This is a genomic window from Paraburkholderia sediminicola (genome assembly GCF_046027825.1).
In the GTDB taxonomy this organism is placed as follows: Bacteria; Pseudomonadota; Gammaproteobacteria; order Burkholderiales; family Burkholderiaceae; genus Paraburkholderia; species Paraburkholderia sediminicola_D.
In genome coordinates, this window is the sequence record NZ_JAQQDU010000079.1 from 16,913 (window position 1) to 40,905 (window position 23,993).

Consider the following 23,993-nt stretch of genomic DNA (forward strand, 5'->3'; position numbering starts at 1 on the left):
ATGCACGCCGAAAGTGACATCGGCGTGACCGGTTAAGCGGGAGATGCCGGCCGAAGCAAGGGGGTTCCGGACAGATTGGCGGCGCTTGCCAAGGGGCGTGCCTCGCATTGCGACGAAGCGCGGCGCCCGCCTCGAGCGCGCGAGGCAGGGCCTCGGCTTCCCGGGATGGGCCGCCGGACAGTACGTTATCGCGCTCCCGCGTTCCATCGCGCCGTCACGCCGGCGATGCGCAGGCCGAACATCCGGGCGGTTTCCAGATCGCCCGCGGGCGGCGCTTCCTCCGGCGATGCATCCGCCGGAGACTGCGTCAGCAGACCCGTAAAGCCGCCCACGTAGTTCAGGTCGTTACGGGTCGCCGCCTTGGTGTTTGACGGCATCATGCCGGTGCCCGCCCAGATCATGCTGTGTTGCATCGCCAGTGTGACGAGGTACTGAATCGTCGAGAACTTGTCACCGTTCATGGTCGCCGAGTTGGTGAAGCCGGCCGCGATCTTGTCCTTCCACACCTGGCCGAACCACGGTTTCGAACTCGCGTCGGCGAATTTCTTGAAGTCGGCGGACGGCCCGCCCATGTAGGTCGGCGCGCCGAAGATGATGGCGTCGGCGGCCGCCAGTTCTGCCCAGGCCGCGTCATCGATCTCGCCGACCGGCATGAGTTTCGCGTCCGCGCCCGCCTCGAGCGTGCCGGCCAGCACGGCCTCGGCGACTTTCTTCGTGTGGCCGTAGCCGCTGTGATAAACGATGACGATTTTCGACATGGCACTCTCCGGCAAGATGAATTGGCAGGGGTAGGCACGGTAACGGTGCGCGCATGCAGCGACGCGGCATCGACAAGCATCGCTTACGCCGCGCTGTTGCACATTAGCGTGCGCGGATGACAGAAATTCCGCTGTGGCGGCAATACGCTTGCAAGCCCTGCGGCCATTGGCGCGATTTCGACGGGTGCCGCTACCGTCCGTAGTTGACCACCATCCGCGCACTCCCAAGCGTGGCGGTACCGATTTCATGATCGAACATGAGCGCCGGGCGTCCCTGCGCAAGGCGCAGGTCGGCGGAGTTCAGTGCATAAACGGTGATGACGTAGCGATGGGGTTTGCCGGGCGGCGGGCAGGGGCCACCGTAGCCGTCGATATCGAAGTCGTTACGCGCTTCGACCGCGCCGATTTTCTTCAGGAAGCCCGACGCGCTGGCGTTTTCCGGCAAGCTGTCGACGCTGGCCGGAATGGCCGCCACCGCCCAGTGCCACCAGCCGCGGCCAGGCGCATCCGGATCGAACACGGTGACTGCGAAGCTGCGCGTGCCGGCCGGCGCATCGTGCCACGTCAATTGCGGCGAGCGATTGCCGCCTTTACAGTCGTCCTGATCGAAAACCTGAGCCGCATCCACGGTACCGCCCGCATGGAAGCTGGCGCTGGTCAGCGTGAACGCACCTTCAGCGAGTGCGGGCGTGCCATGCGCCGCCCATAGCGCGAGACCCAGCATCGCGCAGGTGAGGAACGGCAGACGGCGGAACGGCGAAGCAAGCGAAACAACCAGGCAACGCGAGCGCATGTGCCGGTTCTCCTGTCAGGGCGCGAGGCAGTTGTCCTCGTGAGGATTATTGTCCCTATTTTGTGCCCCAAGGTCGAATCAAGTCTAACATTCGCTTTGCGACGGATCATTGTTGCCGCCAGCGGGCTGGGCGGGCGCGAAATCGGCTATAGTCGGAGGAATTGTCCGCGCGAATACAGACCGCGTACCCGATCAGTTCAAGTACCAAGAATAGAAAGGCATGTCAGAAGTTTTGGAGAGTGGTTTATCTGTCGAGGGGAGGGCAATGCAAGATCCAGTCAGGGTCGTGGTCGCTGACGACCATCCGGTGATTCTGTTCGGCGCCGAACAGGCTTTGCTCAAGTTTCCAGGTCTGCAGGTCGTCGCGCGCGCGACAGTCAACCGAACTGGTCAAGGTGCTGCAGACCGTGGCGTGCGACGTGCTCGTCACGGATCTGGCCATGCCAGGCGGCCAATACGGCGACGGTTTGCCGCTGATCGGCTATCTGCGCCGCAATTTTCCCGACCTTCCCATCGTCGTGCTGACGATGCTGGAAAATGCCGCGTTGCTCAAAAGGCTGAGCGAACTCGGCGTGACCTCGGTCGTCAACAAATCGGACGATCTGAGCCACATCGGGCTTGCGGTGCAGCATGTCAGTCGCAACCTGGAATACATGAGCCCGTCGGTCAAGGCGTCGCTCGATACGCTGCGCATGAATGCCGGCGGCAAGAACGAAGAAGTGATGCTGTCGCGGCGCGAACTCGAGGTCGTGCGCCTGTTCGTCTCCGGCATGACGATCAAGGAGATCTCGGAGCAGCTTAATCGCAGCATCAAGACGATCAGCACGCAGAAGAATACGGCGATGCGCAAGCTCGGCATCGATCGCGATTCCGAGTTGTTCCAGTACGCGCAGAGCAACGGCTTGCTGAATCTGTCGTCGCATTCGGTCGACGGAACCGGCGGCGCGTCCTAGCCACGGTCAAGCTTTCGTCCGGCCGGACGAGCGTAATGAAAAAAGGCCGCCTGTCTCATCGACAGGCGGCCTTTTCTATTCCATCCGCATTGAGCGGCTGCGCTTACTGCGGCGTCGCGTTGGCGCCGCCGTGCGCTGCAGACCATTCGGCCGGCGCGTGCAGGAATTTTTCCACTTCGTCGAGCGTCTTGGTGTCGAAGTAGTTGTTTGCCTTGGCGACGCGCAGCACGTCCCACCACGTGGCCAGTGCGTGCAGATCGACGTCGATGTCTTTCAACACCGACACGCTTTCCTTGAAGATGTTGTAGTGGAACAGCACGAAGCAGTGGTTCACCGTCGCGCCGGCGGTGCGCAGCGCGTTGATGAAGTTGATCTTGCTACGGCTGTCCGTGGTCAGGTCTTCGACCAGCAGCACGCGTTGGCCTTCGGTCAGCAAACCTTCGATCTGCGCGTTACGGCCGAAACCCTTCGGCTTCTTGCGCACGTATTGCATCGGCACCATCAGGCGGTCGGACAGCCATGCCGCGAACGGGATGCCGGCGGTTTCACCACCGGCCACTGCGTCGATCTGCTCATAGCCGACGTCGCGCAGGATGGTGGCTTCAGCCATTTCCATCAGGCCACGGCGCACGCGCGGATACGAGATCAGTTTGCGGCAGTCGATATAAACCGGGCTCGCCCAGCCGGACGTGAAAATGTACGGTTTCTCCGCGTTAAAGTGCACTGCTTGCACTTCCAGCAGCATCTTGGCGGTCGTGTCGGAGATCGTCTGGCGATCGAAGCCTGTCATGGGCGGATCCTTGGGTGTGAGCGGGGAGAAGCGGGCGCGGGGCCCGGTGGCGCAGCAAGCGGGGTATGCCGCGCCATGATGGGCGGAATACGTAGCCGGTCAGTGGTGCAGGCCGGTTTTTGCTACGCGCGTAGGCCGACATTTTACCCGAAATGGGCCCTCCCGAGGAGGCCGTCGTGCGTGCCTGCCACGAATGACGGTCATAACGGCGGCGCTGAACGGGGCTGAGGAGGTTCGTTCGGGGAAGGTTTACCGCTGCTTCCCGGCCTGTTTCCTGGTCTGCCTTTTAGTCTGCTTGTGAGCTGCTTTGGGCGCCTTTACACTCACGCGACTTTCCTGGGCGGCCTGGTACGTTGGCCGCCTCCATGTCCTACGGAATGCTTTCAATGACTGCCGCTTTTTCTACCGCCGAGACCCGCCAACCCGCCAAAAGCGGCTATGCCGGCCGGGCGCTGATCGCTTCAGTGCTCGGGTACGCGATGGACGGCTTCGATCTGCTGATCCTCGGGTTCATGCTGCCGGTGATTGCAGTGGACCTGCATCTGAGCTCCGCGCAGGCCGGTTCGCTCGTCACGTGGACGCTGATTGGCGCGGTGGCGGGCGGCCTGATTTTCGGCGTGTTGAGCGACTATTTCGGCCGCGTGCGGATGCTGACGTGGACGATTCTGATCTTCGCCGTCTTCACCGGACTGTGTGCGCTGGCGCAGGGTTATACCGACCTGCTGGCCTATCGGACCATTGCTGGCATCGGGCTGGGCGGCGAGTTCGGCATCGGCATGACGCTGGTGGCCGAGGCGTGGCCGGCGTCACAGCGGGCGCGCGTATCCTCGTATGTCGGGCTGGGATGGCAACTCGGAGTGCTGGCGGCCGCGCTGCTGACGCCGTTGCTGCTGCCGGTGATTGGCTGGCGCGGCATGTTCGCGCTGGGATTGCTGCCTGCCGTAGTGTCGTTTTTCGTGCGGCGCCGCGTGGAGGAGCCGGCGCTCTTCACCGAACGCGTCGCGCGTGGCATGCGTAAGCTGCCGCTCAAGCTGCTGGTCGCCGATGGACGCACCACGCGCGCCAGCGTCGGCGTCGCGATTCTCTGTTCAGTGCAGAACTTCGGCTATTACGGTCTGATGATCTGGCTTCCGAGCTATTTGTCGAAGACGTTTGGTTATTCGCTGACCAAATCCGGCGTGTGGACCGCCGTGACGGTTCTCGGCATGGCGTGCGGCATCTGGCTGTTCGGCATGGCCGCCGATCGTTTCGGCCGCAAACCGACTTTCCTGTTCTACCAGGTGGGCGCGGTCGTGATGGTCTTCGTCTACGCTCATTTAACGACGCCGATGGCGCTCCTGATCGGCGGTGCGGCGATGGGCGTGTTCGTCAACGGGATGATCGGTGGCTATGGCGCGCTGATCTCCGAGCTTTATCCCACCGATGCACGCGCCACCGCGCAGAACGTGCTGTTCAACGTCGGCCGGGCGGTTGGCGGTTTCGGGCCGGTGGTCGTGGGCGCATTGGCCGCGCGCTATTCGTTTGGCGCCGCGCTCGCTTTGCTCGCGTCGATCTATCTGCTCGACATCTTCGCGACGCTCTTTCTGATCCCTGAACGACGCGGCGCCGAGCTCGATTGACGCGCACCTGACGCGCGGGACAATCGTCAGCAAAATGGCCGCCGGATGCGGCGCTGCAGCATTCGCCAGCCGGTGTTTCGCCGATGGCGAGCCATGTTAACCACTCAGTGCATCGACGCATTGGGGGTGTACACTAACCGACCCGCGTAGCACTCCGCACCGTCTTGCGCTCCGCCGAGGTTCGACGCCGCGCCCAACCGGCGCATGCGAAAACCGCCGCAGTCGATTATCCATTCGATAGACGCGAAGCGACGCCAACGGTGCAGTGTGGCGGGCCCAATTACTTACGTCTCGCAGGCTAAAAAATGGACGAACAACTCAAGCAAAGCGCTCTCGCATACCACCAGTTTCCGAAACCCGGCAAGATTTCGGTCACGCCAACCAAGCCGCTGTCGAACCAGCTCGACTTGTCGCTGGCGTACTCGCCGGGCGTGGCTGCAGCCTGTATGGCAATCTACGAAGACCCGCTCGACGCGCAGAAGTACACCTCGCGCGGCAACCTGGTCGGCGTGATCACGAACGGTACGGCCGTGCTCGGTCTCGGCAATATCGGCCCGCTCGCCGCGAAGCCGGTGATGGAAGGCAAGGGTTGCCTGTTCAAGAAGTTCGCCGGCATCGACGTGTTTGACATCGAACTCTCCGAGTCCGATCCGGACAAGCTGGTTGAAGCGATCGCGATGCTCGAACCCACGCTGGGCGGCATCAACCTTGAAGACATCAAGGCGCCGGAGTGCTTCTACATCGAGAAGAAGCTGCGCGAGCGCATGAAGATTCCCGTCTTCCACGACGATCAGCACGGTACCGCGATCATCGCTTCGGCGGCGATCCTGAACGGCCTGAAAGTGGTCGGCAAGAAGCTCGACGAAGTGAAGCTGGTGTGTTCGGGCGCGGGCGCGGCTGCGATCGCATGTCTGGATCTGCTGGTGAACCTGGGCCTGTCGAAGAAGAACGTGCTGGTCACGGATTCGAAGGGCGTGATCTACGAAGGCCGCGGCAATCTCGATCCGTCGAAGGAACGTTACGCGGCGAACACCGAAGCACGTACGCTGGCCGACGCGATCCGCGGCGCCGACGTGTTCCTCGGCTGCTCGAGCGCGGGCGTGCTGAAGCCGGAAATGGTCGTCGAAATGGGCACGCAGCCGCTGATTCTGGCGCTGGCGAATCCGGAACCTGAAATCCGACCGGAAGAAGCGAAGAAGGTGCGTCCGGACTGCATCATCGCCACGGGCCGTTCGGATTACCCGAACCAGGTCAACAACGTGCTGTGCTTCCCGTTCATCTTCCGCGGCGCGCTGGATGTCGGCGCGACCACGATCACGGAAGAAATGAAGCTCGCCTGCGTGCGCGCGATTGCCGAACTGGCCGAAGAAACCGATCAGGGCGATGAAGTCGCCAAGGCGTATGAAGGCCACTCGCTCGAATTCGGTCCTGACTACCTGATTCCGAAGCCGTTCGATCCGCGCCTGATCATCAAGATCGCGCCGGCTGTCGCGCAAGCCGCGATGGACTCGGGCGTCGCGACCCGTCCGATCAAGGATATGGATGCGTACCGCGAAGAACTCGGCACGACCGTGTACCGCACCGGCATGGTGATGCGTCCGGTGTTCGCCGCGGCGAAGTCAGAGGTGGCGCGTATCGTGTTCGCCGAAGGTGAGGACGAGCGCGTGCTGCGCGCCGCGCAGTTCGTGCTGCTGGAAAAGATCGCCAAGCCGATTCTGGTCGGCCGTCCGTCGGTGATCGCGATGCGTCTGAAGAAGATGGGCTCGAAGCTGAAGTGCGGTGAAGACTTCGAAGTCGTCGATCCGGAAGACGATCCGCGCTATCAGCAATGCTGGCAGGCTTACCACGAACTCGGCGCGCGTGAAGGCGTGACGCCGGATGTCGCGAAGGCCGCGATGCGCAAGTTCAACACGCTGATCGGCGCGATCCTCGTGCGCCTCGGCGAAGCGGACGGCATGATCTGCGGGATGATCGGCCAGTACCACACGCATCTGAAGTTCATCGAGCAGGTGCTGGGCAAGGCAGATAACGTGCAGAACTTTGCTGCAATGAATCTGCTGATGCTGCCGGGCCGCAATCTGTTCATCTGCGATACGTACGTGAACGAAACGCCGACCGCCGAACAGCTCGCCGACATGACGATGCTGGCTTCGCGCGAAATCGAGAAGTTCGGTATCACGCCGAAGGTTGCGTTGCTGTCGAATTCGAACTTCGGCAGCGCGCCGTCTTCGTCGTCGCAACGTATGGCCGCAGCTCGCAAGCTGATTGCTGAACGTGCGCCTTCGCTCGAGATCGACGGTGAGATGCACGGCGACGCGGCGTTGTCGGAAGCCGTCCGCAAGGCCGCGTTCCCGGGCACGACGCTGACCGGTGAAGCGAATCTCCTGATCATGCCGAACGTGGAAGCGGCGAACATCACGTACAACCTGCTGAAGATGATCGGCGGCGAAGGCGTGACGGTGGGACCGTTCCTGTTGGGCGCGGAAAAGCCGGTGCACATCCTGACGCCGGCTGCGACCGTGCGCCGGATCATCAACATGACGGCGGTGGCTTCGGCAAACGCTCGCAAGCGGGTGAGCGCGCAGTAATGCGGTATTGAGGGTTGAAGCGGCGCTGCATTGCGGCGTTTGCGGCAAGCCTGTGAGAACGCCACGGAAGGTGCTTCCGTGGCGTTTTTTATTTGGGCGTTCTTACTGTAATGGCTGTTGGTCTGAAAAATTCTTATGGAGCTAGGTGAGCTTTAAGAATGCTCCTATTCGGTTTCCTGTGACACTTTTGTAAAGTTACTTCTGAGGCGCGGCACAACGCGAACGCAACGGAACAGTCGGCTGGTCAATCCTTGCATCGCGTCAGGCGCCGCGCTTCTTCTGGTGTTGGATGGAAGCAGAAGCAGAAGCAGAAGCAGAAGTAGAAGTTCGTAGTTCGTAGTTCGTAGTTCGTAGTCGTAGTCGTAGTAGAAGTTCGTAGTTGTTGTCTGGCAGTTGTTTGTTTTTGGTTGGTTGTTGTTGTGTTGTTGGAAGGAGCTGTACCGCTTGTTCTTGTACACACGCATCACGTGTCGAAACAGGCAAAAAAAGGCGACTGTCCACGAGGACAGCCGCCTTTTCCATTTCAGGTCAATGCCAGCCGGTCAAGCCGGCAAGATCACGCAGCGTGCTGCGTCTTTCCCGTTTCCGACGAGCGCCAACGCGTCAGCAAGTCGTTCCACTTGACTCGCACGCCCTTCAGGTTATTTTCCTTCACGTGCCCGTAGCCGCGGATGCCGTCCGGCAGATTCGCCAGTTCGACCGCCAGTTCGCGCTTCTGCGCAGTCAGACCGCCGATCAGCTCGCGCACCAGCGCTTCGTACTCGCCAATCACCGCACGCTCCGTGCGACGCTCCTCCGTCTTGCCGAACACGTCGAGCGCGGTCCCGCGCAGGAACTTGAGTTTTGCGAGCACGTGCATGGCGCTGAACACCCAGGGCCCGTACTTCTTCTTCACCAGATGGCCGTGTGCGTCTTTCTTCGAGAACGTCGGCGGCGCGAGGTGAATGTGCAGCTTCCAGTCGCCTTCGAAATTCGCCTTCAGTTTTTCGATGAACGCGGGGTCGCTGTAGAGCCGTGCGACTTCGTACTCGTCTTTGTAGGCCATCAGCTTGTGCAGATTCTTGGCGACCGCTTCGGTCAACGGCAACTGCCCGTCGATCGAATCGAGCGCCGATTCCGCTACCCGCACTTGCGACACCAGCGCGCGATAGCGGTCGGCGTACGCGTCGTTTTGCCATGCTGCAAGGTAGTCGGCGCGCTTATCGATCAGCGTGTCGAGCGCCTTCGGCGTGTGCAACGAAATGATCTTGCTGCTCGTCGTTTCCGCGGCGGCACCGCGTCCTTGCGACTGCGCGAGCTTGCGCACCGCAGCCAGATCATGCGCCGCGCGGCGCCCCCATTCGAATGCTGCGCGGTTCTTTTCGATCTGCACGTTGTTCAGTTCGATCGCGCGCATCAGCGACTGATAGGTCAGCGGCACCCAGCCGCGTTGCCATGCGTAGCCGAGCACGAACGGATTCGTGTAGATCGCATCGCCGAGCAGCGCGACGGCGAAGTGATTCGCGTCGACCATATCAACGCCGTCGTCGCCCGCGCCGGCACGCACATCCGCTTCGGTGCTGCTGCCGGGGAAGCGCCAGTTCGGGTTCTTGATGAGTTCGGCGGTCGGCGTGTGCGCGCTATTGAGCACGACACGTGTGCGGCCCACCTGCATGCGCGAGACGCATTCGTCGCTGGCGGTAACGATCGCGTCGCAACCGATCACGAGACTGGCTTCCCCCATTGCGATGCGGGTCGCGTGGATGTCAGCCGGGTGCTGGGCGATCTGCACGTGGCTCATCACGGCGCCGCCCTTTTGCGCGAGGCCGGTGACGTCGAGTACCGTAACGCCCTTGTTTTCCAGATGCGCGGCCATCCCGAGTAATGCACCGATCGTCACAACGCCCGTGCCGCCGACGCCCGTCACCAGCACCCCATAAGGGCGCGCGATCGACGGGAGCTCGGGTTCCGGTACCGGCGGCATCGCATCACCGACGATGCCGGAAGCCGCCTTCGGCTTGCGCAACTGTCCCCCTTCGACGGAGACGAAGCTCGGGCAGAACCCGTTCACGCACGAGAAGTCCTTGTTGCAGGTGGACTGGTTGATCTGGCGTTTGGTGCCGTACTCGGTGTCGAGCGGTTCCACGGACAGGCAATTCGACTTCACCGAGCAATCGCCACAGCCTTCGCACACCGCTTCGTTGATGACGACACGGCGTGCCGGATCCGGATACGTGCCGCGTTTCCTGCGGCGGCGTTTCTCTGTTGCGCAGGTCTGGTCGTAGATCAGGATCGTGGTGCCGGCAATCTCGCGAAGCTGACGCTGAACTTCGTCGAGCTTGTCACGATGGTGGATGTCGATGCCGGGCGCGAGGCCGACGTTCGCGGCGTACTTCTCCGGTTCATCGGTAACGATCACGATTTTCGTCGCGCCTTCGGCGGCGAGTTGGTGCGTGATTTGCGGCACGGTCAGTACGCCGTCGACCGGCTGGCCGCCGGTCATGGCAACCGCGTCGTTATAGAGAATCTTGTAGGTGATGTTCGTTTTCGACGCGATCGCCGCGCGAATCGCGAGCAGGCCCGAGTGGAAGTAGGTGCCGTCGCCGAGGTTGGCGAACACGTGCTTGTCATTGGTGAACGGCGACTGGCCGATCCACGCGACGCCTTCGCCGCCCATCTGGCTGAACGTGCTGGTGCTGCGGTCCATCCACACGGTCATGTAGTGGCAGCCGATGCCGGCCATCGCGCGCGACCCTTCCGGCACGTTCGTCGACGTGTTGTGCGGGCAGCCTGAGCAGAACCACGGTTTGCGCTCGGCTTCGACGCGCGGGCGCGCCAGGGCTTTTTCCTTTTCTTCGATCACGGCGATGCGCGAGGCAATGCGTGCACGTACGTCGGACGGCAGGTCAAACTTGTCGAGCCGCGTGGCGATTGCCTTGGCGATGATCGCCGGCGAGAGTTCGTAGTGTGCGGGCAGCAGCCAGTTGCCCATCGGCACCGACCATTCCCCACCGGCACCGTCCTTTTCATCGAACTTGCCGAACACGCGCGGACGCTGCGCATCGGGCCAGTTGTACAGTTCTTCCTTGATCGCGTATTCGAGAATCTGGCGCTTTTCTTCAACCACCAGAATTTCCTCGAGGCCGCGCGCGAAGGCTTGCGCGCCTTGCGCCTCGAGCGGCCAGACACAGCCGACCTTGTATAGACGGATGCCGATGCGCGAACAGGTTTCGTCGTCGAGGCCGAGATCGGTCAGCGCCTGACGCACGTCGAGGTACGCCTTGCCGCCGGTCATGATGCCGAAACGCGCGTGCGGCGAATCGATTTCGACGCGGTCGAGTTTGTTCGCGCGCACATAGGCGAGCGCCGCGTACCACTTGTAGTCGAGCAGACGCGCTTCCTGCACCAGCGGCGGATCCGGCCAGCGGATGTTCAGGCCGCCTTCGGGCATCGCGAAGTCGTCCGGCAAAACGATTTTCGTGCGGTGCGGATCGATGTCGACCGAAGCCGACGATTCGACCACGTCGGTCACGCACTTCATCGCCACCCAGAGGCCGGAATAGCGGCTCATCGCCCAGCCGTGCAGGCCGAAATCCAGATATTCCTGCACGTTCGATGGAAACAGCACTGGCAGGCCACACGCCTTGAAGATGTGTTCCGACTGGTGCGCGAGTGTCGAGGATTTGGCGGCGTGGTCGTCGCCGGCGAGCACGAGAACGCCGCCGTGTTGCGCCGAGCCGGCCGAATTGCCGTGCTTGAACACGTCACTGGAACGGTCGACGCCCGGGCCCTTGCCGTACCACATTGAGAACACGCCATCGTACTTGGCGCTCGGGTACAGATTGACCTGCTGTGAACCCCATACGGAGGTGGCCGCAAGGTCTTCGTTGACGCCGGGCTGGAACACCACCTGGTGCGAGGCGAGATGCTGCTTCGCTTTCCACAGAGATTGGTCGAGTCCGCCGAGTGGCGATCCGCGGTAACCGGAGATGAAGCCGGCGGTATTGAGCCCGGCGGCCCGGTCGCGCTCCTGCTGCAGCATCGGCAGACGAACTAGCGCCTGGATGCCGCTCATGTACGCACGGCCGCGTTCGAGGGTGTATTTGTCGTCGAGCGTGACGGAAGATAGCGCGGCTTCGAGCGAAGCTCGCTGACCTGCGTCTAGCGGGGCATTCATTATGTGTACTCCTCCAACCAGTTTGGGATCACCAAAACTTTTTTTGGGCCGCGGCATCTTGTGAATGCTTGGGGCGGGGTCGCCATATTGACGTGTTTTAAGTGATGGTAGCACTGGTGAAAACCCGCCGCACCACGCCAGAAATGCGGCAACGCAGCTTGGTCTCCACGGAATACGCGGGATGACTTAAAGTGCCGGAACGCTGCTGTAACAAGCTGTAAAAACTACAAATCTGCGGAACCGCAGTTGAAATGTCTGTCTAATACCCCCACCTGCGAGCAATGTCTGCGCAACGCTCCGCATTCGGTGGAGCTTCAGGACAGCAGGGCAGTTAGAAAAGGAGTACGCATGAACACTAGAAACATCCAGACGTTCCTGATGGTTTCGGCCGCATTTTTCGCCATGAGCGCGCCGGTGCGCTCGAGTTCGAACAGCGCAGGGACGCTGTCGAATGCAATTGCCAGCACGGCGCAAGTCGCGCCCGCGCGCATTGCGGTGGAGCGCATTGCACAATCCACGAAAGCCGACGAGGAAGACCAGAATTCGTGATGCGTCGCTAAGGCGGCGTATCGGTTGAAAATCAGTCGTTGTCCGGGCTTCTGACAACGGCACAAACGACGAAGGGCGAGGATCGCAAGATCCTCGCCCTTTTTTCTATCTCTCAGATTCTTCGCCGGCCGTTGACCTTGCGTCGTTAAACCTTGTCCTGAACCACGCCGCGGCGGATCTGATCCAGTTCGATCGATTCGAACAACGCCTTGAAGTTGCCCTCGCCGAAGCCCTGATTGCCCTTGCGCTGGATGATCTCGAAGAAGATCGGTCCGATCTGGTTTTCGGTGAAGATCTGCAGCAGCAAGTCGTCGGGTGCGCCGTCGATCAGAATCTTGCGCTTACGCAATTCGTCGAGCGGCTCGCCGTGGTTCGGCACGCGGCGATCGACCAGTTCATAGTACGTGTCGATCGTATCGAGCAGCGAGATGTTCGCCGCGCGCAAACCGTCCACCGTGCGGTAGATGTCGTTGCTGCCCAGCGCAATGTGCTGGATGCCTTCACCATGGTACTGATCCAGATACTCCTGGATCTGACCGGCCACGTCCGAACCTTCCTCATTGATCGGAATGCGGATCTTGCCGCACGGCGAGGTCATTGCCTTTGATTTCACGCCGGTCACCTTGCCTTCGATGTCGAAGTAACGCACTTCCCGGAAGTTGAATAGACGCTCATAGAACTCCGCCCATTCCTGCATGCGGCCGCGATGGACGTTGTGCGTCAGGTGATCGATGTAGGTCAGACCGTGGCCGACCGGGTTCGGATTCGCGCCAGGAATCGGCTCGAAGTCGACGTCGTAAATATCGATGTTGCCGATGGTGCCCGGCTCAGCGCCGTTCTTGCCGCGCCAGCGGTCGACGAAATAGATCAGCGAGTCGCCGATACCTTTGATCGCCGGGATGTTCAGTTCCATCGGGCCGGTCTTGTTGTCGAAGCCCCAGGCGCCTTTTTCCAGGGCCTGCTGGTACGCCTTCGCTGCGTCCTGCACACGGAACGCGATCGCGCAGATCGACGGGCCATGCAGGCGCGTGAAACGTTGCGCGAACGAATCCTGCTCGCCGTTGACGATGAAGTTGATTTCACCCTGGCGATACAGCGTCACGTCTTTGTGACGATGCCGGGCGACGGCGGTGAAGCCCATCTGTTCGAACAGCTTGCCGAGCGCCTTCGGATCCGGTGCGGTGTATTCGATGAATTCGAAGCCGTCGGTACCGACCGGGTTTTCCCAAGTTGAAACCTGCATTGTGTCTGTCTCCTATGAGCGCCGGCGCGGGGTGCGCGCATTGCGCGACTGAATGACGCAAGTGTAAAGGCGGGCTCACGGCGAAAACTTGCGAACTTAATCGCATGGCGATACGCTGGCGCTATTTTCTAGCGCAATTTTTCACACGGACGGCAGGAAATGCCCAGTATCGAGATAGACGCTATCGACAGACGCATTCTGGCCATCCTTCAGGAGAATGGCAGGCTGTCGAACCAGGAGATCGCCGAGCGCATCAACCTGTCGCCGAGCCCGTGTCTGCGGCGTATCCGTCGGCTGGAAGAGAGCGGGGTGATCCGCGGCTATGTCGCGTTACTCGACGCGCAAAAGCTTGGGCTCGATCTGCTGGCCTACGTCAACGTGCGGCTGGAAAAGCGTAGTGGTCCAGCACTCAGTCCGCGCGGCGACGCCACGCATGCCGATCTGTTCCGCGCAGCGGTGCAGACGTGGCCGGAAGTCGTCGCATGTCACGCGATGACGGGCGACATGGATTACCTGCTGCGTGTACAGGTCGAGGATATGGCGCACTTTTCCCGTTTCGTGCAGGATCAGTTGCTGCACCATCCCTCTGTCATCGACGTGAAAACGAGCTTTTCGCTCGAGAAATTCAAGGAGACGACGGCATTGCCGATTTTGTGAGCGCTGGGCTGCGGTCAGGGGACGGACAAACAAAAAGGGCAGCCATAAGGCCGCCCTTTCTTTCGTCGAAGCGCAGGCTGTTCAGGCTGCCGCTGCGGTCGGTATAAACGATTCGAACAACTTCGACGCCTGACGCGCTTGGCGCTTGAGTGCGTAGTCGAACACCGCTGCCTGCTCCTGCAGCATCTCAGCGATGATGCTCGATTGATCCGCCGGCGGCAGCGTCAAGTAGGCGTCTGCTTCGCCGTACGCGTATTCGATCTTCATGCCCGCCTTCTTCGCGATGTGCATCATGGTCGAGTTGCGCGACAGGCAATGCATGTAAAGCGTGGTGACATGTGTATTGCGGCTGCGGATGGCGGCACGCTCGAAGAGCTTCGAGCCAATCCCTTGCCCGCGGACGCTTTCTAGCACCGAAACGCCGAACTCGGCGGTGCGCTTGTCGCCTTCGGCCGGCAGATACGCCAGATGGCCGACGCCGGTGAGTTGCAACTGGCTATTGAATACGCCGAAAACCGTGTCACGCGTGAAATCGATCGCGCGGACGTAGTTTTCAATGACGTGGTTCGGCACGATCTGGCCGAAGCGCAGAAGGCGGTCTTCTTCACCAAGCGAGAGGAAGTGGGTCAGCAGCCGTTCGCGATCGATGGCGGTGAGCTCACGGACCAGAGCAGGCGCACGACCGCCTGGCTGCAACACGCGATCGTGTGCGACGATCGGCTCGGCGGCGCGGGGTGTAATCAAGTTCATGGTCGGGTTCTCCTTTTAATCGAGCGGAATGGTGCACCGCAAAAACGATTTTAGCGGAAACCCTGGCTTATCACTAGGGAAAACCCGTATAAAAAATTGAAGGGAATGCCTAAAAAGTTGGCGCCCTATTTTTATAGCATTGATTATTAAAGGAAAATAAACTGAACGAGCGTTCGCGAGAAAGTGCCGCGCCTAGGCAACTCGTGGCGACCATTTCCTCTGAACAATGCTGTCGTGCGCAAATCAGGCCTCGGCAGCGCTCAACCCGTGGTCCACCATATTGATCACTTGCTCGGCAAATTCCCGGTAGCCCATCTTGCCGTCTGGCTTGAGCCAGGTGAACGTCCAGTTGATCATGCCGAACACCATCATCGTGAGGGCGGTCTGGTTTTCGCGCGTGGCGCGTTCCGGATAGGCACGCGCCAGCTGCCGCGCAAACGCCGCGACCACATCGCGCTGGCGGTTCAGGATGACCTCGCGCTGGGTGTCGACCAGATACTTCACGTCGTTGAGGAGCGCGACGTGGCGGCTGTGCGACGTCTCGTACTCGGACAAAAACGCACGGATCAGCTCCGCGAAGGTTTCCCGCTCCGTCAGTCCACGGCGTTGGCTCGCACCTTCCACCTCGGCGATGATCAGCATCAACCGCTTGGTGTAGCGATCCAGCAGATCGAACAGGATCGCTTCCTTGCTCGCGTAGTAGTGGTACAGGCGCGCTTTCGAGGTGCCGCTCGCGGCGGCAAGGTCAGCCATCGAGGTGCTCGGGTAGCTGGTCTGGGCGAATTTCGCCGCGGCTAGTTCGAGAATCTGATCGCGCTGGGTTTCGTGGTCGGGGGCTCGGGTGCGGGCCATAGTCGTCTATTTTATTAGTGTGGACAGGGGGCAAGCGCAGTACATAGTTCCAGCGTGCGCCATGCGCTTGTGTCGCCACGCAGCTTGATGCGGCGGGTCGCGGCCAGTTCGCGGAAGCGCCACAGCACAATGGTGTCACTCACCAGATAGCCGAGTTCGGCGGCCATCAATGCGGCGGCAACATGCGCGGCCGGCTGCCAGTCGGCGGTGACATGCTCGAGAATCAGCGTGTCCAGATCGGCGAAGCTGCCGCTCGTGAACGTGTTGTCGCGCCAGCGCCGCGTCTCCCCGTTCGCGTGTTTGGCTTCCTGCCATTCGAGCGCGAGCCGGCTGATGCGCAGAACCGAAATCGGTGCCGCGTCCGACAGACGCCCTTGCAGGACAGCCGGCGAGAACATGCCGACGGATGTCGCGCGATCTTTGCGGCTGTGTGCCCATGCGCCCGGATCGGTGAGGTCGCGAATCGATAGACGCACTTCGTTCAGTCGCTGCGGGTTGTTGCGCAGGTGGTAGCAGACCCGGCGCAGCATCAATTGATCGGCTGCGCTTTCGCCGTGCCAGACCACGAGGTTCGCCTCGCCGCGTGCGATGTTCTCCAGCGCTGCCGCCTGCTCGCGGAATTCCCGAAGAAAATCGCGCCGGGTGTCCGTGCTGACACGGTCCCAGAACTCGGCTCGCACGTCGGGTCCGTCATCGATGCCGCGCAGCGGACCGACCGCCAGATCGTCGCGCAGTGCATGCACGCGATCGTCGTGGCCCGCCTCGGCTAGCGCGGCGCGCAGTGACTCGGCGGCGACATCGCCGTTGGTGAGGTGGATGATGCTCATCGGCAGTGGCTTGGGCTGGCAAAAAACGCAAATGACAAAAGGGACCGCTCATCGACCGGGACAGGTGTCCGATCACGAGCGGCCCCTAGTGTAAGCGGATCGCGGACCTGCTGAAAGCGTTGCGGGTGTCGCATGGCCACCCGCCGCGCTCGACTCAGCGCTCGTCGTAACTCACCACCACGCGATCGCTGATCGGATGGCATTGGCAGGTCAGCACGAAACCGTCGCGGATTTCGTGTTCTTCCAGGGTGTAGTTCTTCTCCATCTTCACCTCGCCCTCGAGCACCTTTGCGCGGCAGGTGCAGCAGACACCGCCCTTGCACGCATACGGCAGCGCGAGGCCGGCGCGCAAGCCGACGTCGAGCACGCTCACGCCCTGATACGGCAGGCGCAACTTGCGTCTTTTCCCGTCGAGGACGATTTCGAGGTCGGCGGCCGGGGTGTCGTCGGTGATTTCGACCGGCGGCACGCCCGCTTGCGGCAGCGGCGAACCGAAGCGCTCCACATGCACTTTTGCCGAAGGCACGCCCGCGGCTTTCAGCGCCGCCTCGGCGGCATCCATCATCGGCGCGGGGCCGCAGATGAAGGCTTCGTCGATCGCGTCGGCCGGCAGGAGGTTCTCGATGAAGGCTGCGCACTTCTGCTGGTCGAGCACGCCGTTGAACAACTCGACGTCCTGCAGGTCGTCCGACAGCACGTGATAGAGCACGAAGCGGTCCATGAAGCGGTTCTTCAGATCTTCGAGTTCTTCCGCGAACATGATCTGATCGACGCTGCGGTTGCCGTACACCAGCGTGAAGGTGCTGCGTGGCTCGACTTCGAGCGTCGTCTTGATGATCGCGAGCACCGGCGTGATGCCTGAGCCGCCGGAAAAGGCGATGTACTGCTGGCCCTGGTCTGCGTTGAGATGGGTGAAGAAGCGCCCATCCGGCGTCATCACGTCGATGGTGTGGCCGGGTTGCAGCGTGTCGAACGCGAAGTTCGAGAAACGCCCGCCGCGCACGCGCTTGATGCCGATGCGCAGTTCGCCGTCGCGATCGTAATCGGTGACGCCGACGCAGATCGAATACGAACGACGCGTTTCCTCACCGTCGATGTGCGTTTTCAGCGTGACGAACTGGCCCTGCGTGAAGCGATAGTGGTCGCGCAGTTCGACAGGGACGTCGAAGGCGACCGAAACCGCGTCGGCGGTTTCGGGACGCACTTCGCGGATACGCAGCGGGTGAAATTGCGGGGTAGCCATATCAGTATGGTTTGAAGTAGTCGAAGGGTTCGCGGCAGTCGAGGCAGCGGTACAGCGCTTTGCAGGCCGTCGAGCCAAATTGCGCGACTCGCTCGGTATGCGCCGAGCCGCAACGGGGGCAGGACGGCGCCGGCAGCGCGCGCGGCATGAAGCGCAGCACTTTTTCCTGCGACGGCGCAGTGGAACCGCAATTACCCGTGGGCGGCGCGATTCCGTAGGCGCGCAGCTTTTCGCGCGCGTCGGCGGTCATCCAGTCAGTGGTCCAGGCCGGTGCGAGGACCGTGGCGATCCGATACGGCTTCAGTTCAGCCACATCGAGCGCGTGCGCGACGTCTTCAGCAATCTGCGACATCGCCGGGCAACCGGAATAGGTTGGCGTGATCACGACTTCGAGCGTGCCGTCGGCGGCGCGTCGCACATCGCGCAGAATGCCGAGTTCACGAATCGACACCACCGGGATCTCCGGATCGGGCACCGTTTCGAGCACGGCCCATGCGCGTTCCAGCATGGCGTCGGCAGTGGAGATGGCAGTCGAGGTCGTCATCGTGAAGTTCCGTCGGGTTCCGGTTGAGCGCTTACCAGGTGGCGCCGGGATGCTGGCGCGCGAGGCTTTGCATTTCGGCCAGCACGAAGCCCATGTGCTCTGAGTGCTCGCCATGCTTGCCGGTCGTGATGTGCTTGACCGCTTCGGGCAGCTGGAGCGTGGCTTTGTCGAGCGTGGCCTGTACGTCTTCGCGCCATGCCGCCTCGAGGTCCGACGTCAGCGGCCCGATGCCGGCTGCGGCGATGGTCTCCTCCACGGCGTCCGCGCTGAAAAACTCACGCGTGTACGGCAGCAGATAGTCGAGCGCGGCTTGTGCGCGCCGATGCGATTCGTCCGTGCCGTCGCCGAAACGGATCAGCCATTCGCTCGCATGGTGCACGTGATAGCTGGTTTCCTTGATCGACTTCGCGGCGATTGCTGCCAGCTGTTCATCCTTCGAGGTCGTGAGGGCCGTCCACAGATGCGCCATCAGCGTCGAATACAGGAAATTGCGCACGATCGTGACCGCGTAGTCCTTCTCGGCTTGCGCGGTGCCGGCGAGCGGGCCGTAATGCGGCAACTCGGCCAGCGTGTAATTGGCGAACTCGCGTTCGGCGCGGAAGTAGGCGTAGTCGTCTTCCGTGCGGGTTTTGCCGGTGAGTTGCTGTTCCAGCGAGGCGGCGTGCGTGTACAGCAGGCGCGCCTGGCCGATCAGATCCAGACTCATGTTCGACAGCGCGATGTCCTCTTCGAGGATCGGGCCGTGACCGCACCACTCGGCATTGCGCTGACCGAGGATCAGCGCGGTGTCCGCGAGGCGCAGCACGTACTGCAGATGTTGGGGCGTGATGGTCATGGCCGCGCTTACATGTGGTTGACTTCGTCGGGGAGCCTGTAGAACGTCGGGTGGCGGTAAATCTTGTCGCCAGCCGGTTCGAACAGCTCCGCCTTGTCTTCCGGCGCGGACGCCGTGATCGCCGACGACGGCACCACCCAGATGCTCACGCCTTCCTGGCGGCGGGTGTAGACGTCGCGCGCCATGCGCAGCGCCATCGGCGCGTCGGCGGCATGCAGGCTGCCGCAGTGTTTATGGTCGAGTCCCTGCTTGCTGCGCACGAAGACTTCCCAAATCGGCCATTCCTTGTTCATCGCTGATCTCCTGATACTGTGTCTGGCTGGTCGCCGCGGTTAGGCAGCTTGCTGTTGTGCGCGCTGGCGCTGCTTATCGGCGTGGGCGAGGGCGGCTTCACGGACCCAGGTGCCTTCGTCGTGGGCTTTCACGCGGGTCGCGAGACGTTCGCGGTTGCACGGGCCGTCGCCATTCACGACGCGCCAGAATTCTTCCCAGTCGATGTCGCCGTAGTCGTGGTGGCCGCGCGCTTCGTTCCACTTCAGGTCCGGATCCGGCAGCGTGACGCCGAGCACCTTGGCCTGGTCGACGGTGGCGTCGACGAATTTCTGGCGCAGATCGTCGTTGGAGATGCGCTTGATGCCCCATTTCGACGACTGGTTGCTGTGGATCGAGTCTTTGTCGCTCGGGCCGAACATCATCAGCACCGGCCACCACCAGCGGTTCACCGCTTGCTGGACCAACTCGCGTTGCGCGTCGGTGCCGCTCGTCATCGACATCAGCGCGTCGAAGCCTTGACGCTGATGGAACGACTCTTCCTTGCAGATACGGATCATTGCGCGGGCATACGGGCCGTAAGTGCAGCGGCACAGCGGAATCTGGTTCATGATCGCCGCGCCGTCCACCAGCCAGCCGATCACGCCAACGTCCGCCCATGTGGGCGTCGGATAGTTGAAGATACTCGAATATTTGGCTTTGCCCGAGTGCAATGCGGCGATCAACTGATCGCGCGACACGCCGAGCGTTTCCGCCGAGCTATATAGATAGAGGCCGTGGCCGGCTTCGTCCTGCACTTTGGCCAACAGGATCGCCTTGCGCTTCAGGCTGGGTGCGCGCGAGATCCAGTTGCCCTCGGGCAGCATGCCGACGATTTCAGAATGCGCGTGCTGCGAGATTTGCCGCACCAGCGTCTTGCGGTAAGCGTCAGGCATCCAGTCCTGCGCTTCGATCTTGCCGTCGGCGGCCATGACCGCGTCGAATTGCGCCTGCTCGGGCGAACTCGCTGCTGCGTCGAGCGGGGCGACGTTGCCGGGGATATCCAGGGATTGCGTGTACATGGGGACGCTCTCAGCGGAAGTTGTCTGTGTCTGCGCAGTATAAATCAACCGACCGGTCGGTTAATAAATTTTTTGAGACGAACGGCGCTTCCCGATAGGGAGATCCTGGACCCGCTGGCGAGGCGTTTCGCGAGCGCCACTGCCCCGCGCCGACACTTAACCTATAAAATTGCGAATTGGCCGCGATTTATGGCCTTCATGCATCCCCCGGTACTCATGTTACGTCTAAGCGAAATCAAGCTCCCGCTCGACCATCCCGAGAGCGTTCTCGAAGCCGCCGTCCGCGCGCGCCTTGCTGAACTCGGCGTGGGCGAGGACGGGCTCATCCGATACACCGTGTTTCGTCGCGCGCACGACGCGCGCAAGCGCGCCGACATCAAGCTCACTTACATCGTCGACGTCGAGGTAAAGGATGAAGCGGCCGCGCTCAAACGGCTCGCCGACGTGCCGCACTGCGGTGTGACCCCGGATATGACGTACCGTTTTGTCGCCAAGGCACCGGAGCAGATGACTGCCCCGCGCCCGGTCGTGATCGGCATGGGGCCGTGCGGCCTGTTTGCCGGGCTGATTCTGGCGCAAATGGGTTTTCGTCCGATCATTCTCGAGCGCGGCAAGGCCGTGCGCGAGCGCACCAAAGATACTTTCGGGCTGTGGCGCAAGTCGGTGCTCAATCCTGAATCGAACGTTCAGTTCGGCGAAGGCGGCGCGGGTACCTTCTCGGACGGCAAGCTTTACAGTCAGATCAAGGATCCGAAGCATTACGGCCGCAAGGTGCTCGATGAATTCGTTCGCGCGGGTGCGCCGGAGGACATTCTTTATTTGAGCCGGCCCCATATCGGGACGTTCCGCCTCGTCAGCATGGTCGAGAAGATGCGCGCGACCATCCACGAGCTGGGCGGCGAGGTGCGTTTCGAGACGCGGGTCGACGATATCGAAATCGATCAGGGCAAGGTGCGCGGGCTCAAGCTGTCGACGGGCGAGCATTTGCGCTGTGACCACGTGGTGCTGGCGGTCGGTCATAGCGCGCGCGATACCTTCCAGATGTTGAACGACCGCGGTGTCTATATAGAAGCGAAACCGTTTTCGCTCGGTTTCCGGATCGAACATCCGCAAGGGTTGATCGATCGCAGCCGTTTCGGCAAGTTCGCCGGTCACAAGCAACTGGGCGCCGCCGACTATAAGGTTGTGCACCACTGCAGCAACGGGCGCGCCGTTTATAGCTTCTGTATGTGTCCGGGGGGCACAGTGGTCGCGGCGACTTCCGAGCCGGGCCGCGTGGTGACCAACGGCATGAGCCAGTACTCACGGGCCGAGCGCAATGCCAACGCCGGCATTGTTGTCGGCATCACGCCGGACGATTATCCGGGCGGTCCACTCGCTGGGATCGCCTTCCAGCGCAAATGGGAAGAGCGGGCGTTCGAACTGGGCGGCGGCAACTATATGGCGCCGGGCCAACTGGTTGGCGACTTTATCGCCGGGCGGCCGTCTACTTCGCTGGGTTCAGTGGTGCCGTCGTACAAACCGGGCGTGCATCCGACCGATCTCAGCACGGCGCTGCCGGACTACGTGATCGAAGCGATTCGCGAAGCGTTGCCGCAGATGGACAAGAAGATTGCCGGCTTCGCGATGCATGACGCGGTGCTGACCGGCGTCGAGACACGAACGTCGTCGCCGATTCGCGTGCGGCGCCGGGATGACTTTCAGAGCATGAATGTCGAGGGCTTGTATCCGGCCGGTGAAGGCGCGGGCTATGCCGGCGGGATCTACTCGGCGGCCATCGACGGGATCGAAGTGGCCGAAGCGCTTGCGTTGAACATGACTGGGGCGTCGGCGACGGGTTGATTCGCCATGCGTCTGCGCTTGCAGCCAATGGCTGTGGCGCATTCGGCGCCGCAGCCCTGATACCAGGTGCGGCTGATCGTGTGCTAGCGTTCGCGCGGACAGCCGCGATGGTTATGGCGATCGGGCACAATGCACGTTTCGCCTCGAACTGACCACCCGAATGACCATTCGTACCCTGGCTGCCGCATGTGGCGCAGCGCTGCTTTGCCAATTTGCCGTTTCCTCGACTGTTTTTGCCGCTGACGCCCCGGCGCACTGGGTCTCCGCGTGGGCAACGGCGTTGCAACCCATCCCGCAACGGTCGGATTTGCCGCCGTTGTATCGCGCCCCAGAGGTAGCAGGGCGCACGGTTCGCCAGATCGTCTATCCGACGCTGTCTGGTAAAACCGCACGACTGCATCTCAGCAACGAGTACGGCAAGACGACGCTCCTCATCGAGGATCTGCGCATCGCGCGCTCGGCGGGCGGTGCCGCCGTGTTGGGCAATGGCGAGACGCGCGTCACGTTCGGCGGCAAGAGCTCGGTAAGCGTACCGGCGGGCGCAGAGTTGGACAGCGACCCGATCGCTATCGACATCGCCGAAGGTTCGCCTTATGCGATCAGTGCTTTCATGGGGCCGGAACAGCGGATCGTGGCATGGCACCGGGTCTCCAATCAGTTGAATTACGTTTCTGCGCCAGGTAATCACACAGCGGATACTCTCGCCGATTCGTTTCGCGGCCGGTTCACGCAATATGTGTGGGTGACGGGTCTGTCAGTGGACGCGCCTTCATCGGCCGCCGTCGCCGCGATTGGCGACTCGATCACCGACGGCATGCGCTCCAGCCTGAACCAGAACCGGCGCTGGCCGGATGCGCTGGCTCGCCGGTTCGCCAGCAGCGGCGACCATTCCACGGCAATCGTTAATCTTGGCATCAGCGGCAATCGCCTACTGAGCGACTCACCCTGCTACGGTGACGCGCTCGTCCGGCGTTTCGACAGGGACGTGCTCGAGCGCCCTGGCGTCAAGACGGCGATTCTGCTGATCGGGATCAACGACATCAACTTTGCGGAGATGCCGGCTCGCAGCGGACTTGACTGCGATGCCCCGCATACTTCGGTGACGGCCGCCGATCTGATTGCCGGCTACCAGCGGGTGATTGCGGATGCGCGGCATCGCGGCGTGAAGGTGTTTGGCGCAACGTTGACGCCGGCGTCGCTGCCGGCGCCGCGGGAGACGATCCGGCTGGCGGTCAACCAGTGGATCCGAACCAGCCACGCTTTCGACGGCGTTGTGGATTTCGACGCTGCACTACGCGACCCGGCGCAACCGAATCGCCTGCAGCGGGCCTTTGACAGCGGTGACCATATTCATCCCAGCGACGCGGGATACACCGCAATGGCCGACGCGGTTCCGGTGGCTGCTGTAGTGAATTCGACCCGGAAGTGAGCCGCCAAAAAAATATTCTCGTCAAACCCTTGTCGTATCGTTGATGTTCGCCTAAGATTCGCCTCCTCGTTTGCGAACGAGGGCCGCTGCAGAAACAGGTGGCCGTATCGTCAACAAGGTTTTAAGCGAAAGCGAAAAAATGTTGTTGACGAAACGAAAAAGATTCTTCATAATCTCGTCTCTCTGCTGCTGATGCAGCGACGCAGAACGAAGCGGTGCCGGGTGGTTGAAGTG

General features: G+C 61.8%; 20 protein-coding genes and 1 pseudogene. 7 read left to right on the top strand and 14 right to left on the bottom strand.

Annotated elements, in window-relative coordinates:
* Positions 1 to 185 precede the first annotated feature (185 nt).
* Entirely contained in the window at positions 186 to 758 is a 573-nt protein-coding gene (locus tag PQQ96_RS31790) for a flavodoxin family protein (protein WP_408299895.1), read from the bottom strand.
* Positions 759 to 948: 190 nt separating this feature from the next.
* Entirely contained in the window at positions 949 to 1,551 is a 603-nt protein-coding gene (locus PQQ96_RS31795) for a YbhB/YbcL family Raf kinase inhibitor-like protein (RefSeq protein ID WP_408299897.1), read from the bottom strand.
* Between the two features lie 265 nt (positions 1,552 to 1,816).
* Here PQQ96_RS31795 and PQQ96_RS31800 point away from each other — a divergent pair.
* Positions 1,817 to 2,504, top strand: a pseudogene (locus PQQ96_RS31800) (response regulator).
* Between the two features lie 103 nt (positions 2,505 to 2,607).
* On the opposite strand, the gene PQQ96_RS31805 reads toward PQQ96_RS31800, so the two are convergent.
* A complete protein-coding gene (locus tag PQQ96_RS31805; protein WP_074281967.1) occupies positions 2,608 to 3,294 on the bottom strand; it encodes an orotate phosphoribosyltransferase in 687 nt (228 codons plus the stop codon).
* Between the two features lie 386 nt (positions 3,295 to 3,680).
* Here PQQ96_RS31805 and PQQ96_RS31810 point away from each other — a divergent pair, with 386 nt between their 5' ends.
* On the top strand, positions 3,681 to 4,913 hold the full coding sequence (locus PQQ96_RS31810) for an MFS transporter (RefSeq protein WP_408299899.1): 1,233 nt from the start codon (positions 3,681 to 3,683) through the stop codon (positions 4,911 to 4,913).
* A 305-nt stretch (positions 4,914 to 5,218) separates the two neighbouring features.
* A complete protein-coding gene (locus PQQ96_RS31815) occupies positions 5,219 to 7,501 on the top strand; it encodes an NADP-dependent malic enzyme (protein ID WP_408299901.1) in 2,283 nt (760 codons plus the stop codon).
* A gap of 556 nt (positions 7,502 to 8,057) precedes the next feature.
* Here PQQ96_RS31815 and PQQ96_RS31820 read toward each other — a convergent pair.
* A complete protein-coding gene (locus tag PQQ96_RS31820; RefSeq protein WP_408299903.1) occupies positions 8,058 to 11,657 on the bottom strand; it encodes an indolepyruvate ferredoxin oxidoreductase family protein in 3,600 nt (1,199 codons plus the stop codon).
* A gap of 348 nt (positions 11,658 to 12,005) precedes the next feature.
* Here PQQ96_RS31820 and PQQ96_RS31825 point away from each other — a divergent pair, with 348 nt between their 5' ends.
* Positions 12,006 to 12,206, top strand: coding sequence for a hypothetical protein (locus tag PQQ96_RS31825; RefSeq protein WP_408299905.1), 201 nt, complete (start codon positions 12,006 to 12,008; stop codon positions 12,204 to 12,206).
* Positions 12,207 to 12,351: 145 nt separating this feature from the next.
* Here the strand turns inward: PQQ96_RS31825 and hppD are convergent, their stop codons facing one another.
* Entirely contained in the window at positions 12,352 to 13,449 is a 1,098-nt protein-coding gene (hppD, locus tag PQQ96_RS31830; protein ID WP_054043238.1) for a 4-hydroxyphenylpyruvate dioxygenase, read from the bottom strand.
* A gap of 159 nt (positions 13,450 to 13,608) precedes the next feature.
* Between hppD and PQQ96_RS31835 the strand changes: the two genes are divergently transcribed.
* Positions 13,609 to 14,106 carry an Lrp/AsnC family transcriptional regulator gene (locus PQQ96_RS31835; RefSeq protein ID WP_408299907.1) on the top strand — a complete coding sequence of 166 codons (498 nt, stop codon included), beginning with the start codon at positions 13,609 to 13,611 and terminating at the stop codon, positions 14,104 to 14,106.
* Between the two features lie 81 nt (positions 14,107 to 14,187).
* On the opposite strand, the gene PQQ96_RS31840 is transcribed toward PQQ96_RS31835, so the two are convergent.
* From PQQ96_RS31840 to paaA, 8 genes are all read right to left on the bottom strand, one after another.
* Entirely contained in the window at positions 14,188 to 14,856 is a 669-nt protein-coding gene (locus PQQ96_RS31840) for a GNAT family N-acetyltransferase (RefSeq protein WP_408299909.1), read from the bottom strand.
* A gap of 243 nt (positions 14,857 to 15,099) precedes the next feature.
* A complete protein-coding gene (locus PQQ96_RS31845; protein WP_408299911.1) occupies positions 15,100 to 15,708 on the bottom strand; it encodes a TetR/AcrR family transcriptional regulator in 609 nt (202 codons plus the stop codon).
* A gap of 14 nt (positions 15,709 to 15,722) precedes the next feature.
* Entirely contained in the window at positions 15,723 to 16,535 is an 813-nt protein-coding gene (locus PQQ96_RS31850) for a DUF1835 domain-containing protein (RefSeq protein WP_408299913.1), read from the bottom strand.
* A gap of 154 nt (positions 16,536 to 16,689) precedes the next feature.
* Positions 16,690 to 17,778 carry a 1,2-phenylacetyl-CoA epoxidase subunit PaaE gene (paaE, locus tag PQQ96_RS31855; RefSeq protein WP_408299915.1) on the bottom strand — a complete coding sequence of 363 codons (1,089 nt, stop codon included), beginning with the start codon at positions 17,776 to 17,778 and terminating at the stop codon, positions 16,690 to 16,692.
* A 1-nt stretch (position 17,779) separates the two neighbouring features.
* Positions 17,780 to 18,322, bottom strand: a complete 543-nt coding sequence (gene paaD / locus PQQ96_RS31860; RefSeq protein ID WP_408299917.1) for a 1,2-phenylacetyl-CoA epoxidase subunit PaaD — start codon at positions 18,320 to 18,322, stop codon at positions 17,780 to 17,782.
* Between the two features lie 31 nt (positions 18,323 to 18,353).
* The gene (gene paaC / locus PQQ96_RS31865; protein ID WP_408299919.1) at positions 18,354 to 19,157 is read right to left on the bottom strand and encodes a 1,2-phenylacetyl-CoA epoxidase subunit PaaC; all 804 of its coding nucleotides are present in this window, start codon (positions 19,155 to 19,157) and stop codon (positions 18,354 to 18,356) included.
* 8 nt (positions 19,158 to 19,165) lie between these two features.
* Positions 19,166 to 19,450: a 1,2-phenylacetyl-CoA epoxidase subunit PaaB gene (gene paaB / locus PQQ96_RS31870; protein WP_408299920.1), complete on the bottom strand. Its 285-nt coding sequence runs from the start codon at positions 19,448 to 19,450 to the stop codon at positions 19,166 to 19,168.
* Positions 19,451 to 19,489: 39 nt separating this feature from the next.
* A complete protein-coding gene (gene paaA, locus PQQ96_RS31875) occupies positions 19,490 to 20,488 on the bottom strand; it encodes a 1,2-phenylacetyl-CoA epoxidase subunit PaaA (protein WP_408299921.1) in 999 nt (332 codons plus the stop codon).
* 216 nt (positions 20,489 to 20,704) lie between these two features.
* Here paaA and PQQ96_RS31880 point away from each other — a divergent pair, with 216 nt between their 5' ends.
* On the top strand, positions 20,705 to 22,330 hold the full coding sequence (locus PQQ96_RS31880) for an NAD(P)/FAD-dependent oxidoreductase (protein ID WP_408299923.1): 1,626 nt from the start codon (positions 20,705 to 20,707) through the stop codon (positions 22,328 to 22,330).
* 160 nt (positions 22,331 to 22,490) lie between these two features.
* Positions 22,491 to 23,759 carry an SGNH/GDSL hydrolase family protein gene (locus PQQ96_RS31885; protein WP_408299925.1) on the top strand — a complete coding sequence of 423 codons (1,269 nt, stop codon included), beginning with the start codon at positions 22,491 to 22,493 and terminating at the stop codon, positions 23,757 to 23,759.
* Between the two features lie 51 nt (positions 23,760 to 23,810).
* Here PQQ96_RS31885 and PQQ96_RS31890 read toward each other — a convergent pair.
* The coding region (locus tag PQQ96_RS31890) for a hypothetical protein (RefSeq protein WP_408299927.1) at positions 23,811 to 23,993 on the bottom strand (183 nt) is incomplete at its 5' end.